Source organism: Streptomyces sp. A5-4 (assembly GCF_051131715.1).
Taxonomy (GTDB): Bacteria; Actinomycetota; Actinomycetes; order Streptomycetales; family Streptomycetaceae; genus Streptomyces.
Window position 1 is genome coordinate 2824742 of the sequence record NZ_CP178591.1, and the last position, 16211, is coordinate 2840952.

At 71.3% G+C, this 16211-nt stretch carries 15 protein-coding genes and 1 tRNA gene; 10 read left to right on the forward strand and 6 right to left on the reverse strand.

Features of this window, described 5'->3' with window-relative positions; genetic code table 11:
* Positions 1–53 precede the first annotated feature (53 nt).
* Positions 54–1589: a tetratricopeptide repeat protein gene (locus ACLLJJ_RS13090; RefSeq protein WP_434590207.1), complete on the forward strand. Its 1536-nt coding sequence runs from the start codon at positions 54–56 to the stop codon at positions 1587–1589.
* Between the two features lie 130 nt (positions 1590–1719).
* On the opposite strand, the gene ACLLJJ_RS13095 is transcribed toward ACLLJJ_RS13090, so the two are convergent.
* Positions 1720–2661, reverse strand: a complete 942-nt coding sequence (locus ACLLJJ_RS13095; RefSeq protein WP_434590210.1) for a phage baseplate protein — start codon at positions 2659–2661, stop codon at positions 1720–1722.
* 87 nt (positions 2662–2748) lie between these two features.
* A complete protein-coding gene (gene hppD / locus ACLLJJ_RS13100; protein WP_434590213.1) occupies positions 2749–3894 on the reverse strand; it encodes a 4-hydroxyphenylpyruvate dioxygenase in 1146 nt (381 codons plus the stop codon).
* A 123-nt stretch (positions 3895–4017) separates the two neighbouring features.
* Here hppD and ACLLJJ_RS13105 point away from each other — a divergent pair, with 123 nt between their 5' ends.
* The 7 genes from ACLLJJ_RS13105 to ACLLJJ_RS13135 all read left to right on the forward strand — a co-directional run bounded on the left by ACLLJJ_RS13105 (position 4018) and on the right by ACLLJJ_RS13135 (position 9302).
* Positions 4018–4497, forward strand: a complete 480-nt coding sequence (locus ACLLJJ_RS13105; protein WP_434590216.1) for an Lrp/AsnC family transcriptional regulator — start codon at positions 4018–4020, stop codon at positions 4495–4497.
* Between the two features lie 43 nt (positions 4498–4540).
* On the forward strand, positions 4541–5188 hold the full coding sequence (locus ACLLJJ_RS13110; RefSeq protein WP_434590219.1) for an ABC transporter permease: 648 nt from the start codon (positions 4541–4543) through the stop codon (positions 5186–5188).
* Positions 5181–6425: a betaine/proline/choline family ABC transporter ATP-binding protein gene (locus ACLLJJ_RS13115; RefSeq protein WP_434590222.1), complete on the forward strand. Its 1245-nt coding sequence runs from the start codon at positions 5181–5183 to the stop codon at positions 6423–6425. Before ACLLJJ_RS13110 ends, ACLLJJ_RS13115 begins: the two co-directional genes overlap by 8 nt.
* The gene (locus ACLLJJ_RS13120; RefSeq protein ID WP_434590225.1) at positions 6422–7303 is read left to right on the forward strand and encodes an ABC transporter permease; all 882 of its coding nucleotides are present in this window, start codon (positions 6422–6424) and stop codon (positions 7301–7303) included. Before ACLLJJ_RS13115 ends, ACLLJJ_RS13120 begins: the two co-directional genes overlap by 4 nt.
* Positions 7300–8280 (forward strand): glycine betaine ABC transporter substrate-binding protein, encoded by a 981-nt coding sequence (locus tag ACLLJJ_RS13125; RefSeq protein WP_434590228.1) that lies wholly within the window; start codon positions 7300–7302, stop codon positions 8278–8280. Before ACLLJJ_RS13120 ends, ACLLJJ_RS13125 begins: the two co-directional genes overlap by 4 nt.
* Before the next feature lie 161 nt (positions 8281–8441).
* A complete protein-coding gene (locus ACLLJJ_RS13130) occupies positions 8442–9050 on the forward strand; it encodes an ArsR/SmtB family transcription factor (protein ID WP_434590230.1) in 609 nt (202 codons plus the stop codon).
* Between the two features lie 63 nt (positions 9051–9113).
* Positions 9114–9302, forward strand: a complete 189-nt coding sequence (locus ACLLJJ_RS13135; protein ID WP_434590233.1) for a hypothetical protein — start codon at positions 9114–9116, stop codon at positions 9300–9302.
* Positions 9303–9334: 32 nt separating this feature from the next.
* Here the strand turns inward: ACLLJJ_RS13135 and ACLLJJ_RS13140 are convergent, their stop codons facing one another.
* The 4 genes from ACLLJJ_RS13140 to ACLLJJ_RS13155 form a co-directional block, all read right to left on the reverse strand.
* On the reverse strand, positions 9335–10126 hold the full coding sequence (locus ACLLJJ_RS13140) for a S16 family serine protease (RefSeq protein WP_434590236.1): 792 nt from the start codon (positions 10124–10126) through the stop codon (positions 9335–9337).
* A 127-nt stretch (positions 10127–10253) separates the two neighbouring features.
* On the reverse strand, positions 10254–10895 hold the full coding sequence (locus ACLLJJ_RS13145) for an IclR family transcriptional regulator (protein WP_434590239.1): 642 nt from the start codon (positions 10893–10895) through the stop codon (positions 10254–10256).
* A gap of 362 nt (positions 10896–11257) precedes the next feature.
* The gene (locus ACLLJJ_RS13150; protein WP_434590242.1) at positions 11258–13039 is read right to left on the reverse strand and encodes a DEAD/DEAH box helicase; all 1782 of its coding nucleotides are present in this window, start codon (positions 13037–13039) and stop codon (positions 11258–11260) included.
* A 309-nt stretch (positions 13040–13348) separates the two neighbouring features.
* The gene (locus tag ACLLJJ_RS13155) at positions 13349–14884 is read right to left on the reverse strand and encodes an MFS transporter (protein ID WP_434590245.1); all 1536 of its coding nucleotides are present in this window, start codon (positions 14882–14884) and stop codon (positions 13349–13351) included.
* Positions 14885–14987: 103 nt separating this feature from the next.
* On the opposite strand from ACLLJJ_RS13155, the gene ACLLJJ_RS13160 reads away from it, so the two are divergent.
* Positions 14988–15854 (forward strand): alpha/beta fold hydrolase, encoded by an 867-nt coding sequence (locus tag ACLLJJ_RS13160; RefSeq protein ID WP_434590248.1) that lies wholly within the window; start codon positions 14988–14990, stop codon positions 15852–15854.
* Positions 15855–16029: 175 nt separating this feature from the next.
* A tRNA-Cys gene (locus ACLLJJ_RS13165) sits at positions 16030–16104 on the forward strand.
* The last annotated feature ends 107 nt before the right edge of the window (positions 16105–16211 follow it).

Sequence of the window (16211 nt, forward strand, 5' to 3'; positions counted from 1 at the left end):
GATCCACATCGCGGGTCCCGATGGGCTCTTCGTACTGGCGCACAGTGAGCGGCATGGAGACGGATGCAGGGGCAGCGCAGGCGCAGGCGCCGACGCGGGGCGCGGAGGCGAAGCGGTGGGGCGGACGACGGCGGCCCCTGGTGGTCGTCCTCGCGGGCGCGGCGGTACTCGTCGCGGGGGTGGCGGGGGTCCTCACGTTCACGGCCGGAGGCGGCGACGAGGGGCCACCGCCCGCTCCGGGCCCGGTCGGGCGGGCGATGGCCGCCGCGGGGGCGGTGGGCGCCGGGGTGCCCGCGTCGGCCGGGGACCTTACCGCGCTGATCGGTGACCGTGAGAAGTGGCTGCGGAGGAATCCGGGTGACGACAACTCCTGGGCGGTGCTCGGCTCCGCGTATCTGGAGCGGGGGCGCTCCCGGTCCGACTCGGCGGACTATCCGCGGGCGGAGCGCGCGCTGCGCCGCTCGCTGGCCGCGCGGCCCGCCGCGAGCGGGAACCTGGACGCGCTGGTGGGGCTGGCGGCGCTCGCCCAGGCGCGGGGCGACTACCGGGGCGCGAAGAAGTGGGGCGAGACGGTACGGGCGAAGTCGCCCCGGCGCTGGACCGCGTACCCGGTGCTCATCGACGCGTACGGCCGCCTCGGCGACCGGAAGGCGGCGAACGCGGCCGTGGAGAAGCTGCGGGAGCTGCGGTCGGGGGCGCGGGTGCAGCAGCTCGCCGCGCAGGTGTACCGCGACCGGGGGTGGCGGGAGGACGCGGCGGCGACCCTGTCCGACTCGACCGCGCGGGCCGGTGCGCCGGCCGAGCGGGCGGCCGGGCTCCACCGGCTGGGCGAGCTGGCGTGGGAGCGCGGCGAGCCCGAAGTGGCGTTGCGCTACTACGAGTCGGCGCTGCACACCGACCGCGCGCACGCGGGGGCGCGGGCGGGGCAGGCGCGGGCGCTGGCGGCGCTGGGGCGGACGGGGGACGCGGAGCGGGAGTACCGGGCGGTGCTCGCTGCGGCGCCGGGGGCCGATTACGCCCTGGAGTACGGGGAGTTCCTGGAATCGCTGGGCCGGGTCGCCGAGGCGCGGGAGCAGTACGTGCTGGTGCGGGCCCATGTCGCCCTGGAGCAGCGGCGCGGGGTCGGCCCCGACGAGCTGCTGCTCGGCCTCCTGGACGCGGATCACGGCGACCCCGGGGCGGCGGTGCGGCGGCTCTCGGCGGAGTGGAAGCGGCATCCCGGCGCGGAGGTCGCCGACGCGCTGGGATGGGCGCTGCATCGGGACGGGGACGGCAGGGCGGCCCTGAAGTGGGCGCGCAGGGCGACGGATCAGGGGGTGCGGAGCGCGCTGTTCCTCTATCACCTGGGCGCGATCGAGCGGGGGCTCGGCGAGTACGGGGCGGCCCGGCGGCATCTGGAGGAGGCGGTGCGGGTCAATCCCGAGTTCTCGCCGCTGCAGGCCGCTCGGGCGCGGGAGGCGCTGAACGCGCTGGGTGAGCCGCCGTCGGGTGGGCCGCGCGATGTGTACGGGGACCGGGAGACGGCGGCGCGGCCGGTGCCGGGGGCGAAGCCGGGTGCGGGTGTTGCGAAGCCGGGGAGGGGGCGGTGACGGGGGCCGCTGCGCGGGGCTGTCCCCCTACCCGCCCTTCCCACCACCGGGGCTCCGCCCCGGACCCAGGCCCTCAAACGCCGGACGGGTTGAAATGGGCGAGGTGGGCCGGTAGGGCGGGCGGGGACGCTCACCCCCGCTCCTTGTAGTAGATCGAGTACCGCCTCGCTCCCACCGCGCCCGACGCCAGGCCCATGCACAGCCTCGGCTTCGCGGTGCGTTGCACGGCCAGGCCCTCCGGTTCGCGGTAGTCGAGGGAGTAGCCCGCCTCCGTTCTCGTCCGCTGGACCTGGCGGCCGGTGCGGATGTCCGTGCAGGAGACGTGTGTGTTGCCGTGTTCCGAGGCTGGGTTGCCGGGTCCGTACGCCGTACCCGCCAGCTGGTAGAGGTAGTTGCCGTGCAGCGCGAAGCCCTGGAAGTCGACGCCCGGGTCCGGGTGCGTGGCGGTCTGGGCGAAGTCGTGGAGCGGGGAGGTGAAGTCGCCCTGGACCGCGTCCGCCAGGTCGTACACGCGGTAGCGGAGCCTGCTGCCGATGCGGTGGCGTACCGCGAGCCTCTTGAACTCCATGTCCACGGAAGGCTGGTTGGCGGTGGAGCCCGCGACCGGATAGCTGGTGGCCGCCGCCGTGCTTCTGCGGGTCTGGCCCTTGACGAAGGCGAAGCGCGATATGCCCCGGCCGAACGCGGCCGTGCCGCCCGCTCTGGCGTCCGCCTCGGTCCAGATCCAGGCCGAGCCCGGCGGTCCCGTCTCCACCCCGAAGGCGACCCCGTGCCCGAAGCCGAGGAGGTACATGTGGTTGAGCCAAGTGCCGGTGTAGTCGAGCTGGTTGAGGCACAGGTCGCCGCGGCGGCGGCGCTCGTCCCCGGTGTACGCGCGTGGCTCGCCCGCCAGTCTGATGCCGCCCTGCATCACCTGCGCGACGTACATCCTCAGCCGTACGTCGTCGAAGGCGAAGGACTGCAGGACCGTCGTGTGCCGCAGCTGCTTCTTGAACTGCCAACGGGTCGATCCCACCGTCAGGTTGATGCGCTCGTCGCTCGCCAGGCCCGTCGTGTTCGCCGTGTTCACCATGTCTGTGGTTTACCCACGCATAAACGGGCGGGCGCAGCGCCGCGGCCCCACGGGGCAGGTCCGTGGGGCCGCGGCTGGACGGTGGGGTTACAGGTTGCCGCGCTTGTCCTGCTCGCGCTCGATCGCCTCGAACAGGGCCTTGAAGTTGCCCTTGCCGAAGCCCATCGAGCCGTGCCGCTCGATCATTTCGAAGAAGACGGTCGGACGGTCCTGGACCGGCTTGGTGAAGATCTGCAGCAGGTAGCCGTCCTCGTCGCGGTCGACGAGGATCTTCTCCCGGCGGAGGATGTCGACGGGGACGCGCGTCTCGCCGGCCCACTCGCCGAGGGTGTCGTAGTACGAGTCGGGCACGTCCAGGAACAGGACGCCCGCGGCCCGCATGGCCTGCACCGTCGCGACGATGTCGTTCGTGGCGAGCGCCATGTGCTGGACGCCGGGGCCGCCGTAGAACTCCAGGTACTCGTCGATCTGCGACTTCTTCTTCGCGATCGCCGGCTCGTTGATCGGGAACTTCACCTTCTTGGTGCCGTCCGCGACGACCTTGGACATCAGCGCCGAGTACTCGGTCGCGATGTCGTCGCCCACGAACTCCTTCATGTTGGTGAAGCCCATGACCTCGTTGTAGAAGGCGCACCACTCGTTCATTTTGCCGAGCTCGACGTTGCCCACACAGTGGTCGATGGCCTGGAAGGTGCGCTTGGCCGGGGGCGCGACGATCGGCTCGGCGGCGACGTACCCGGGCAGGTACGGGCCGTCGTACCCGGTGCGCTCGACGAGCGTGTGGCGGGTCTGGCCGTACGTCGCGATGGCGGCCAGCACGACCGTGCCGTGCTCGTCCTTGACCTCGTGCGGCTCGGTGAGGCCGGTGGCGCCGTGCTCGGTGGCGTAGGCGTAGGCGGCGCGGGCGTCCGGCACCTCGATCGCGAGGTCGACGACGCCGTCGCCGTGCTCGGCGACATGGCCTTCGAGGAAGCGGCCGTGGTCGGTGGACGCCTTGATGACGGAGGTGAGGACGAAGCGCGCGGCGCCGCTCGTCAGCACATAACTGGCGGTCTCGCGGCTGCCGTTCTCCGGTCCGGAGTAGGCGACGAGCTTCATGCCGAAGGCGGTGGAGTAGTAGTGGGCGGCCTGCTTGGCATTCCCGACGGCGAAGACGACCGCGTCCATTCCCTTGACCGGGAAGGGGTCGGCCTCGCGCGCGGTGCTGGGGGTGTTCTGGATGGTCTCAGTCATGGCCGCAGAGTCCCTCTGTATCGCAAGCTGCGCAATAGTTCGCTGAAGTGCTGGGCAATATGTACAACCGGCTGGGATTATGGTCGGGCGATGTGTACAGGATGACCATCAGGAGGCCGGTGCATGCCCACCGAGGGAATCGACGAACTGGACGGCCGGCTGATCGTGCTGCTGGCACGCGAGCCGCGGATCGGGATGCTGGAGGCGTCCCGGCGGCTCGGCGTGGCCCGCGGGACGGCACAGGCCCGGATGGACCGTCTTCAGTCCAATGGAGTCATCCGCGGCTTCGGCCCGGACGTCGATCCGGCGGCGCTCGGCTACCCGGTGACGGCCTTCGCGACGCTGGAGATCAAGCAGGGCCAAGGGGCCGACGTACGGGCGCATCTGGGGGGTGTGCCCGAGGTCCTGGAGCTGCACACGACGACCGGGCACGGCGACATGCTGTGCCGGCTGGTGGCCCGGTCCAACGCCGATCTACAACGGGTGATCGACCGGGTTGTAGGTTTTGATGGCATCGTGCGGGCTTCCACGGCGATCGTGATGGAGAATCCCGTTCCGCTGCGGATCATTCCGCTGGTGGAGCAGGCGTCGGGCACCGCCTGACGCCATGCGGGGCCCGCCGCGTCCTCACCGAGGAGTGGGCCCGTTGAATTTCTGGGAATACCTCGGCAGTCGCCACCAGCAATTGCTGGCGGACGCCTACCAGCACGCCAGCGCCGTCTTCCAGTGCATGGTCGTCGCCACGCTGCTGGGCGTGCTGATCGGCGTGGCCACGTACCGCAGCGAGTGGGCGGGCAATCTCGCCACCACCGTCACCTCCACCATCCTGACGATCCCGTCCCTCGCGATGATCGGTCTGCTCATCCCGCTGGTCGGCCTCGGCGTCGCCCCCACCGTCATCTCGCTGGTGCTGTACGGCCTGCTGCCGATCGTGCGCAACGCGATCGTGGGGCTGCGCGGGGTGGATCCGACCCTCGTCGACGCGGCGAAGGGCATCGGGATGTCCCGCACGGCCCGCATGCTCCGGATCGAACTGCCGCTGGCCTGGCCACCGATCCTCACCGGCATCCGGGTCTCCACCCAGATGCTGATGGGCATCGCCGCCATCGCCGCGTACGCCTCCGGGCCCGGCCTCGGCAATGAGATCTTCCGCGGCATCTCGTCCCTGGGCAGCAAGAACGCGATCAACCAGGTGTTCGCCGGCACCTTCGGCATCGTCATCCTGGCTCTGATCTTCGACGCCGTCTACGTCCTCATCGGACGCCTGACCATCCCGAGGGGGATCCGTGCCTGAGACCGCTGTCGGTGGCGCTGCCATCGAGCTGGAGAATCTGACGAAACGCTACCCCGGGAGCCCGTACCCCGCGGTGGACAACGTCAGCCTGGAGATCAAGGCGGGCGAGACCGTGATCTTCGTCGGCCCGTCGGGCGGCGGCAAGACCACCCTGCTCAAGATGATCAACCGGCTGATCGAGCCGACGTCGGGGCGGATCAGGATCGGTGGCGAGGACGTCACCGACATGGACCCGGTGAAGCTGCGCCGCAAGGTCGGTTACGCGATCCAGTCGTCCGGCCTGTTCCCGCACATGACGGTCGCGCAGAACATCGCGCTCGTGCCGAAGATGGTCGGCTGGTCGAAGGCCAGGATCAAGGACCGGGTCGAGGAGATGCTGGACCTGGTGGGGCTCGACCCGGGTGAGTTCCACGGGCGCTATCCGCGCCAGCTCTCCGGCGGACAGCAGCAGCGCGTGGGGGTGGCGCGAGCGCTGGCCGCGGACCCGCCCGTACTGCTGATGGACGAGCCGTTCGGCGCCGTGGACCCGATCACCCGCGACCATCTCCAGGACGAGCTGATCCGGCTCCAGCACGAGCTGCACAAGACGATCGTCTTCGTCACCCACGACTTCGACGAGGCCATCAAACTGGGCGACCGCATCGCGGTGCTCCGCGACCGGTCGCACATCGCGCAGTTCGACACCCCCGAGGCGATCCTGACGAACCCGGCGGACGACTTCGTGTCCGGGTTCGTGGGGGCGGGCGCCGCGCTGAAGCGGCTCAATCTGACCCGGGTACGGGATGTGGAGATCGCCGAGTTCCCGACGGTGACCGTCGACGATCCGCTCCAGGACATCTTCGACAAGCTGCGGGACGCGCAGACCAACGAGCTGCTGCTGCTCGACAAGCGGGGCCGCCCCTACAAGTGGCTGCGGCGCGGTGATCTGATGCGCGCCAAGGGGTCGTTGGCGCGGGCGGGCACCCTGGTGCACGACACGGTGACCAGGGACGCGACGCTGCGCGACGCGCTGGAGGCGGTGCTGACCGACAACGCGGGCCGGGTCGCGGTCACCGGGCGGCGCGGCGAGTACACCGGCGTCGTGGACATGGCGACGCTGATGAACTCCGTGCAGGAGATGCTGGAGGCCGACCGGCTCGACGCGTCGGAGCACCAGCACCAGCTGGAGGAGCAGCGCGCCCGGCAGACCCAGCTCGCCCAGGAGGGCGGGACCGGCGTCTCGGAGGACTTCGCATGAGCCCGGCACGGCGGGAGCGCGACGAGCGCCGCGAGGGGCCGGACCGGCCGCGCGGCGAGCACGAGGTGCAGGGCGTGACCTTCCGCGACGAGGGCGAGGTGGTGGAGGAACCGGCCGCCGCGACCGCCGAGTTGCTGCCGCGCCGGGTCAGCTGGCAGAAGATGGTGGTCCTGCCGGCCCTGCTGGCGGTGGTGCTCCTTGCGACCTGGCTCTGGTACCACGACGCGGATCTGGACTCGATCTCGCGCAACGCGCTGGGTGACGGCAATGTCTGGCTGCGCTTCAAGCAGCACGTCGAACTGACGGTGATCTCCACCTTCTTCGTGCTGATCATCGCGATCCCGCTGGGCATCGCGCTCACCCGCCCCGGCCTGCGCCGGGCGGCGCCGATCGCGACCGCGCTGGCCAACATCGGGCAGGCGACGCCGGCGATCGGTCTGCTGGCGCTGCTGGTGATCTGGCTGGGCATCGGGATGAAGGCGGCGCTGATCGGCATCATCGCGTACGCCGTCCTGCCGGTCCTCTCCAACACCATCGCGGGTCTGAAGGCGAACGATCCGACGCTCCTGGAGGCCGCGCGCGGCATCGGGATGTCGACCGCGGGGGTGCTGGCGAAGGTCGAACTGCCGCTGGCCGTCCCGCTGATCCTCGCGGGCGTACGGACGGCGCTGGTCCTGAACGTCGGCACGGCCACGCTCGCCACCTTCGGCGGCGGCGGCGGTCTCGGCGACCTGATCACCACCGGGATCACCAATCAGCGGATGCCGGTGCTGGTCCTCGGCTCCGTACTGACGGTGGCCCTGGCGCTGTTCGTGGACTGGCTGGCGTCGATCGTGGAACTGCTGTTGCGACCGCGCGGTCTGGAGGCAGGCGCATGAGGCGTACGCGAATGGGTTCGGCCGTGGTGGCCGCGCTGGGCGCCGGTGTGCTGCTGGCCGGGTGCGGCCTGACGAGTGGCAGCCCGCTGGTCGACGACGTACAGCCGGGGACGATCGGCAAGGGTCTGCCACTGAAGGGCGCCGATCTGACGGTGACGTCCAAGGAGTTCACCGAGCAGCTGGTCCTCGGGCAGATCCTGGGCCTGGCGTTCAAGGCGGCGGGCGCGAACGTGCTCGACCGGACCGGGATCCAGGGGTCCATCGGCGGGCGCGAGGCCGTCAGGAGCGGCGACGCGGATGTGATGTACGAGTACACGGGCACCGCCTGGATCACCTACCTCGGCAACGACAAGCCGATCGCCGACCCGCGGCAGCAGTGGGAGGCGGTGCGCGACGCGGACGCGAAGAACGGGATCACCTGGCTGCCGCCGGCCGAGCTGAACAACACGTACGCGCTGGCGATGAATCAGGCCAACGCGAAGAAGTACGGGACGAAGACGCTCTCGGACGTGGCCGCGCTGTCGCAGAAGGACCCGTCGGCGGCGACCGTGTGCGTGGAGAGCGAGTTCGCTTCGCGCGACGACGGGCTCAACGGCATGAAGAAGGCGTACGGAATGAACATCCCGGCGTCCGGTGTCTCGAAGATGGACGGCGGAATCATCTACACGGAGGTGTCGAAGGGCTCGTCCTGCACCTACGGCGAGGTCTTCACCACCGACGGCCGCATCAAGGCGATGAACCTGTCCGTGATGGCCGACGACCAGCACTTCTTCCCGAACTACAACGTGGCGCCCGAGATCAACACCAAGGCGCTGAAGAAGTACCCGGCGATGGCGGCCGTCCTCGAACCGATCACCAAGAAGCTGAACAACACGATGGCGCGGGAGCTGAACGCCAAGGTGGACGTGGACGGCGAGGACCCGCACGCGGTGGCGAAGGACTGGATGGTGAAGGAGGGGTTCATCAAGGAGGGCTAGCCAACCTCTGGGCCCTCTCCCCCGGGACCGTCCACCACAGCGTCCGGCAGACGGTCCAGCACACGGTCCGGCAGACGGTCCGGCAGACGGTCCAGCGCACGCAAAGAACTCGTTGCAAAGAAGTACTTGCAACGAGTTCTTTGCAACTCTAGGGTGGCAGCATGCCCCACCAAGAGCCCGAGATCCCGGACGCGCCGAGGGCCCCGAAGCCCGAGACGTCCCTCACCCTGGACGCCCGCTCCCTGCGCGGCCTCGCCCACCCCCTGCGGATCCGCCTGCTGAAGACCCTCCGGCACGACGGACCGGCCACCGCCTCCCAGCTGGCGGAGCGCCTCGGCGAGTCCAGCGGCGCCACCAGCTACCACCTGCGCCAACTGGCCACGCACGGGTTCGTCGAGGACGATCCGGAGCGCGGCAAGGGCCGCGAGCGGTGGTGGAAGGCGGCGCAGGAGGGCACGCGCTTCGCCGAGGAACTGCACAACAGCACCGACCCCGAGGTGCGCGGAGCCGCGGACCTGTTCATGCACGAGGTCGCGAACATCCACACCCAGGAGCTCGGCACCTGGCTGGGCACCTCACGCGACTGGCCCGAGGAGTGGGCCAGGAGCGCGGACATGAGCGACTTCACTCTGCAGCTGACCGCCGAGCAGCTGAGCGAGCTCAACCAGCGGATGCACGACCTCGTCGACAGCTACCGCGGACTGAGCGCCGAGGGCTCCGCCCAGGTCCGCGTCCACACGCATTCCTTCCCGCGCCGCCCCACGGACTGAGCCGCCCCACGGACTCGGCCCGCCACGAACCGGGTCGGCCCACGGACCGAGAGGAACCCTGCCATGCACCCCGAAACGCAACTGCGGTTGCACGCCCTGCGCGCCGCCGAACTGCGGCGCGAGGCGGCCGAGTACGCGCTGCTCCCCCGCGCCGCCCAGCACCCCATCCGCACCCGCCTCGGCTGGACCATGGTCGAGCTGGGGCTGCGCCTCGTCCATCAGCCGCCCCTGGGCGCCGCCCGCGCCGCCTGACCGCCGAGGGCCAGGGGCCGCGCGTCACCCGGTCAGCAGCTCGGGGCCTTGCCGTCCTTCTTCGCCAGCTCCCTGAGCGCACCCACCGCGTCCTTGAGTGTCGTGACCGGGACCAGCCGCAGCCCGTCGGGCAGTTCGGCCCGAGCCATCGAGCACTCGTCGCGCGGTACGAGGAAGACACTCGCCCCGTCGCGCCTGGCGGCCTGGGTCTTGAGCGGTACGCCACCGACCGCGCCGACCGTGCCGTCGGGGCTGATCGTGCCCGTACCGGCGATGTTGCGGCCACCGGTGAGGTCACCGCCCGCGCCGTCGCCGTCCAGCTTGTCGACGATGCCCAGCGCGAAGAACAGCCCGGCGCTGGGCCCACCGATGTCGGCGAGGCTGAGGTCGACCTTGACCTCGTCCTGGTCCTTGTCGAGGTAGTTGAGCGCCGCACGGGCCGCGACGTTCTGCGACTTCTGCATCTCGTCGGCGTTGTGCCGCTCGATCTGCGCGTCGGTGTCCCCGGTCGGGTAGACGGCTTCCTTGGGCATCACGGCCCGGTCGGTCCTGAACCACGCGTCGACGATCTGACCCAGGTCGATGTCGACGGAGGGGCCGGTCGCCACGATCGTCGTCATCCGCAGCTGCCCACTCGTCTCGCGGGTCGGTGCGCCGGTCACGGTGATCACCGGCCTGCCCTTGTCGTCGCCCAGGACGTTCGCGGTCGAGCCGGGCTGCGCCAGCACGTAGGGCAACGGCGCGAAGGCGGCCACGGCGAAGAGGGCGAGCACGGGGGCGGCGCAGACGGCGAGGACGCGGGTACGGGAGTGACGTGAGAGCACGCCCCCAACCTAGTGGGCGTACGCGCCCACCGATCTGCCGGGCGCGTACGCCCGGCAGATGCGTGGGTCCGTACACCCGGTGGCCGCGTGGGGCGCGTACGCCCGGCGGAGGCCTGGGGTGCCCACGTCAGCGCAGCGCCTCCGCGACCTCATTGGCCGCGTCGACCACCCGGGGCCCCACCCGCTCCGGGACGGAGTCGGACAGCATGACGACCCCCACGCTGCCCTCCAGGCCCGTCACTCCCACGAGCGGCGCCGCGGCCCCGCTCGCGCCCGCCTCCAGCTCGCCGTGGGTGAGGGTGAAGCCGGGGTCGGCCAGGTCGCCCCGGCGGGCCGCGAGAATGGCCCGGCCCGCCGCGCCCCGGTCCAGCGGGTGACGGAAGCCCGTGCGGTAGGCCACGTGATAGTCCGTCCAGGTCGGTTCGACGACCGCGACGGCGAGTGCCTCCGCGCCGTCGACCAGCGTCAGATGCGCCGTCGCGCCGATGTCCTCGGCGAGCGAACGCAGCGCGGGCAGCGCCGCTTCGCGCACCAGCGGGTGGACCTGGCGGCCCAGGCGGAGCACGCCCAGACCGACCCTGGCGCGGCCGCCGAGGTCACGGCGTACCAGGGCGTGCTGTTCGAGCGTGGCGAGCAGCCGGTAGACGACGGTGCGGTTGACACCGAGTTTGTTGGACAACTCGGTGACGGTCAGCCCGTGGTCCGTGTCGGCGAGCAGCTTGAGGACCCGTAGTCCCCGGTCGAGCGTCTGGGAAGTCTCCGCGGTCACGACGCCCACTCCTCTGTGGTGGTGCGGCGGTCGCTCTCACGAGTGTGCGGCGCCGGGTCCCACCGGCGTCGCTCGCAGAGGCCGCCGGCGGGCCATGGCACCGGCTGCGCTCCGCGGCGGCGCTGCCACGGGGCGTATTGCGTTGCCGGAAAGGTAGCGATCGGCACCGCTCAGCGGAAGGCCTCGTCCAGAATCCGGGCGCGGAAGGGCAATTGATCCCCGTTAGGGACTTAAGTCACCTTCACGCGGGACTTTCGGCGCCATACACGTCTTACCGGGATATTATGGTGACCCAGTGGGCGGGGTCCGGAGTCGCAATCTCCGGGCCCCGCCTGCTCACGTCCATGCCGTACGGGCGGGCGTCACCGCATCCGGGTGGCCCACTCCTGGACCTTCTTGATCCGGTCCTGGAGCTGTCCCGCCGTCGCCTCCGCGCTCGGCGGCCCGCCGCACACCCGCCGCAGCTCCGTGTGGAGCACACCGTGCGGCTTGCCGCTCTGGTGGGAGTACGCCCCGACCATCGTGTTCAGCGATTTGCGCAGCCCGAGCAGCTGCTTGTGCGTGACGACCGGCCGCGCCTCGGCGGGCTTCTCCAGCAGGTCGGCCTGCTCGGCCGGCTTCTGGCGGCTGTGCGCGATCTGCCGGGTCTGCCGCTTCTGGAGCAGCAGCTGCACCTGGTCGGGCTCCAGGAGCCCCGGGATCCCCAGGTAGTCCTGCTCCTCCTCGCTGCCGGGATGCGCCTGCATGCCGAACTCGGCGCCGTCGTAGAGCACCCGGTCGAAGACGGCGTCTGATTCGAGGGCCTCGAAGGGCAGCTGCTCCTCGGTCTCCTCGTCCTCCGCCTTCTCGGCGTCGGCGAGGAGCTTGTCCTCCTCGGAGAACGGGTTCTCGTTCTCGTCGGCCTTCTTCGGCTTGTCGAGCACGTGATCGCGCTCGACCTCCATCTCGTTCGCGAACTCCAGCAGCATCGGGATCGTCGGCACGAACACCGACGCCGTCTCGCCGCGCCTGCGGGAGCGCACGAAGCGCCCGACGGCCTGCGCGAAGAACAGCGGTGTGGAGATGGTGGTGGCGTACACGCCGACCGCGAGGCGCGGCACGTCGACGCCCTCCGACACCATCCGGACCGCCACCATCCAGCGGGAGCCGTCGTCGGTGAACTGGTCGATCTTCTTCGACGCGGCCTTCTCGTCGGACAGCACGACGGTGGGCCGGTCCCCGGTGATCTTCTTCAGGATCTTGGCGTACTCGCGGGCCGTGTCCTGATCGGTGGCGATGACCAGGCCGCCCGCGTCCGGGATGCCCTTGCGGACCTCGGTGAGCCGCTTGTCGGCGGCGGCCAGCACACTGGGGATCCATTCGCCGGTGGGCGCGAGCGCGGTGCGCCAGGCCTGGCCGATGGCGTCCCTGGTCATCGGCTCGCCGAGGCGGGCCGCGATCTCGTCGCCCGCCTTGGTGCGCCAGCGCATGTTGCCGCTGTAGCTGAGGAAGATCACGGGCCGGACGACACCGTCGGCCAGCGCGTTTCCGTAGCCGTAGGTGTAGTCGGCGGATGAGCGCCTGATGCCGTCGCGGCCCTCTTCGTACGCGACGAAGGGGATCGGGTTGGTGTCCGACCTGAAGGGGGTGCCGGTGAGCGCGAGCCGGCGGGTCGCCGGGTCGAACGCCTCCTGGCAGGCCTCTCCCCAGGACTTGGAGTCACCGGCGTGGTGGATCTCGTCGAGGATGACCAGCGTCTTGCGCTGCTCGCAGCGGTTGCGGTGCAGCATCGGCCGCACGCCGACGCCCGCGTAGGTCACCGCGATGCCGTGGTAGTCCTTGCTCAGCGGACCGGCGCTGTAGTCCGGGTCGAGCTTGATCCCTATCTTGGCCGCCGCCTCCGCCCACTGCTTCTTGAGGTGCTCGGTCGGCGCGACGACCGTGATCTGCTGCACGACGTGGTGGTGCAGCAGCCAGGACGCGAGCGTCAGGGCGAAGGTGGTCTTGCCCGCGCCGGGCGTCGCGACGGCGAGGAAGTCACGGGGCTGCTCCTGGAGGTACCTCTCCAGGGCACCCTCCTGCCAGGCACGCAGCTTGCTGGCGGTGCCCCAGGGGGCGCGGCCGGGGAAGGCGGGTGAGAGGTGGTGGGAGGCGGTAGTAGTCACGGTCTCCGGTTCGGTGCTCTCGGGTACGCGGCGGGGGGATCGTTGAAATCTCGGTCTTCGAGAACCGGCTCGACGAGAACCGGCTCATCGAGAACCGGCTCATCGACGTCGAAGGGTCGTACGACAACCGGGCCACCTTACCGGCGACCCGGCCGCGACCACGTACGGACGCCGCCGGTCCGGGGCGCGTTGAGATGCGCTTCACAGCGGGCACGGGCCCCGGCCATGTCCGCTTTCCCCGCAGCCGCTTCGTAAACACCAAGGTCGACGCGGGGCGCCTCGGCGCGCCGGAGTTGGCGCGCGGAAACCTCAGCGCTCCCGCAGCCGCGTCGCCACCCACACCCCCACCAGGGCCACCGCCGCCATCGGCAGGAACACCGCCGCGAACGCCCCCGGGTGGGAGCCGGACGCGCCGGTGGCCGCCGTGTGTACCGCGCCCACCGCGCCACCGCCGAGCGCGGCGAAGGCCGCGCCGCCGATCGCCAGGAGCATGACGTTCGACAGGCCGTCGGAGATCTGGAGGGCGGCGGAGTTGGCGCCGGCCTCGTCCGGTGCGGAGAGCTTGAGCAGCAGCACGCTGGTCGAGGCGATGACCGTGCCCATCCCGAAGCAGCCGACGGCCCAGGCGACCGCCACCACCCACACCGGGACGGACGCGATCAGCACGCTGGGCGCGGTGGCGATGGCCGCGGCGACCAGCACCATGCCGCCGGACGCCATCCGCTCCCGGTACGGGGCCATGCGGGGCCGCGACTGGACGAACGAGCCGAGCGCCCAGGTCGCGCCGCCGACCGCCAGTGAGAGCCCCGCCATGGTCGGGGAGAGCCCGCGCTGGGTGACCAGCATCAGCGGCACGAAGGACTCGGCGGCGATGAACGAACCGGCCGCGATGCCGCGCAGCAGCACGACGGATGGCAGCCCGCGCGCCGCCCGGTAGGTGCCGCGCGGCAGCAGCACCAGGACGGCGGGCACCAGCAGGACCGCGCCCGCCGCCGCCGGGATCAGCGAGAGCCAGCGAAGGTCCTGGCCGGCGTACTGGAGGAGCCCCGCGCCCAGCGAAATGCCGAGGGCGAACCGGATCCGGCGGCGGTCGAAGGGCCCGGCCGGCCTGTCCGGGTCGGCGGGCCCCGATGCCATACGGCGGATCGCGGGAAGCGCGAGGGCGAGCGGGAAGACGACCAGGACGGGGATGCCGATGAACACCCAGCGCCAGCCGAGCTGCTCGGTGACCGTCCCGGACACCAGCGGTCCGACGACGGAGGGGACGACCCAGCTCGCCGCGAAGGCCGCCAGGATCGAGGGCTGCAGCCGCCCCGGGTAGGCGCGGCTGATCACCACGTACAGCGCGACGATCACCAGGCCGCCGCCCAGCCCCTGGACGGCCCTACCGACGATGAACAGCCACATCGCGTCCGCCGTGCCGGAGAGCAGCAGTCCCGCGGCGAAGGCGCTGATGCCGGTGGCGAGCGGTGCGAGCGGGCCCCTGCGGTCGGCCCACTGCCCGGACAGCACCATGGCGAACAGGCTGGTGGTGAAGAACGAGGAGAACGCGAAGGCGTACAGCGAGATCCCGTTCAGCTCGCGGGCCGCCACCGGCATCGCCGTCCCGACCGCTGTCGCCTCGAAGGCGATCAGCAGCACGACGGAGACGATGCCGATGCTCAGCGCGCGATGCGTCCGGCCGAGGATGCCGCCCTGTTCCACGAGCTGTTCCGTGAGCCGCTCCGCGAGCTCTTCCGTGAACGCCGCGGTACCCGTCGCGGGCAGAGCTGCGTCGGGTGGCGTGCCGGATATTCCGGCAGGTTCGGGCGCGACCTCGGCGTCGCGCGGTTCCAGGGCGGTCATGCGCCCAGCGTAAGGGGCGTGATACCGGGTGACCCCTGTCTCAGGGCGGGACGAGAGTCAGCCTTTGGTCGTACGACCGGCTCTACGGGGAAGGCGTACGCACATGCCGCACTTCCGCACGTACGACGAAGCCGAACTCGCCTACCGCACGGCGGGCCCCGAGAGCGCTCCACCGCTGATCTGCCTGGCCGGCGGGCCGGGGCGCGACGCCGCGTACCTCGGGGACCTGGGCGGCCTCGGCGGCCCCTCAGGCACGCATCGGCTGGTGATCCCCGACTCCCGCGGCACCGGCGAGTCCCCCGTGTCCGCCGACCCCGACCGCTACGCCTTCCCGTCCCTGGCCCAGGACATCGACGCGCTCCGCGACCACCTCGGCCTGGAGCGCTGCACGCTGCTCGCGCACGACGCGGGCGCCACCACCGCCCAGGCGTACGCCGCCTCGCACCCGGCACGGCTGGCGGGTCTTGTGCTGGTCACGCCCGGCGCCCAGCTGCAGGGCGAGCTGCCCGTCGACGCCCTGGAGATCTTCGAGTCCCGCAGCGCCGAGCCCTGGTGGCCGGAGGCCTCCGCAGCCGTCCGGCGGCTGGCCGCAGCCTCCGACTGGGCCGAGATCCGCGAACTGCTGATCCGCGCGGCCCCCATGGCGTACGCCCACTGGGACTCCCCGCAGCAGGCCCACGCGGCGGCGGAGATGGGCCAGCTGAACCCGGTGCCACGGGCCGGGTTCTGGCAGGGCGTGGACGAATCGGCCCGGCTGGCGCTGCTCAAGGGGCTCGCCGAGGTGCGGTGCCCGGTGCTGACGCTGACGGGGGAGCTGGACGCGGTGTCGGGCGTACGGGCGGGGGAAGCGGTCTCCGAGTCCTTCCCGAACGCCGAGTACCGGCGCCTGGCGGGCGTCGGGCACTACCCGTGGGTGGACGACCCCACGGCGTTCCGCACGGCGGTGACGGACTTCCTGACCGGACGGTGAGCCGCACGGTGAGCCGCGCCTGACACGGGAGCAGCGCGGCAGCGGCAGCGCACCAGGTGGCACTTCCGTGCGCGTGCGGCCCTGTGTGAACGCGGCATGACAGTCGCGTTGCACCGTGCCCCGACCCCTTGAGCGGGCCCCTCGACCGGCTTACGGTCAAGGAGTTCTCACCCACGGCCGTGTGCCCGAGTGGTTGAGGGACTCGCCTGCAAAGCGAGTTACGTCGGTTCGATTCCGATCACGGCCTCCACCTCCCCGATCAGGGGCTACGGACGGGCGGCGCCCCATACGGGCGCCGCCCCGTCCGCGTCCGGCGCACTGCGCGCCCGGCCGGAGCGCCCCGCCCGGATCGCGCCC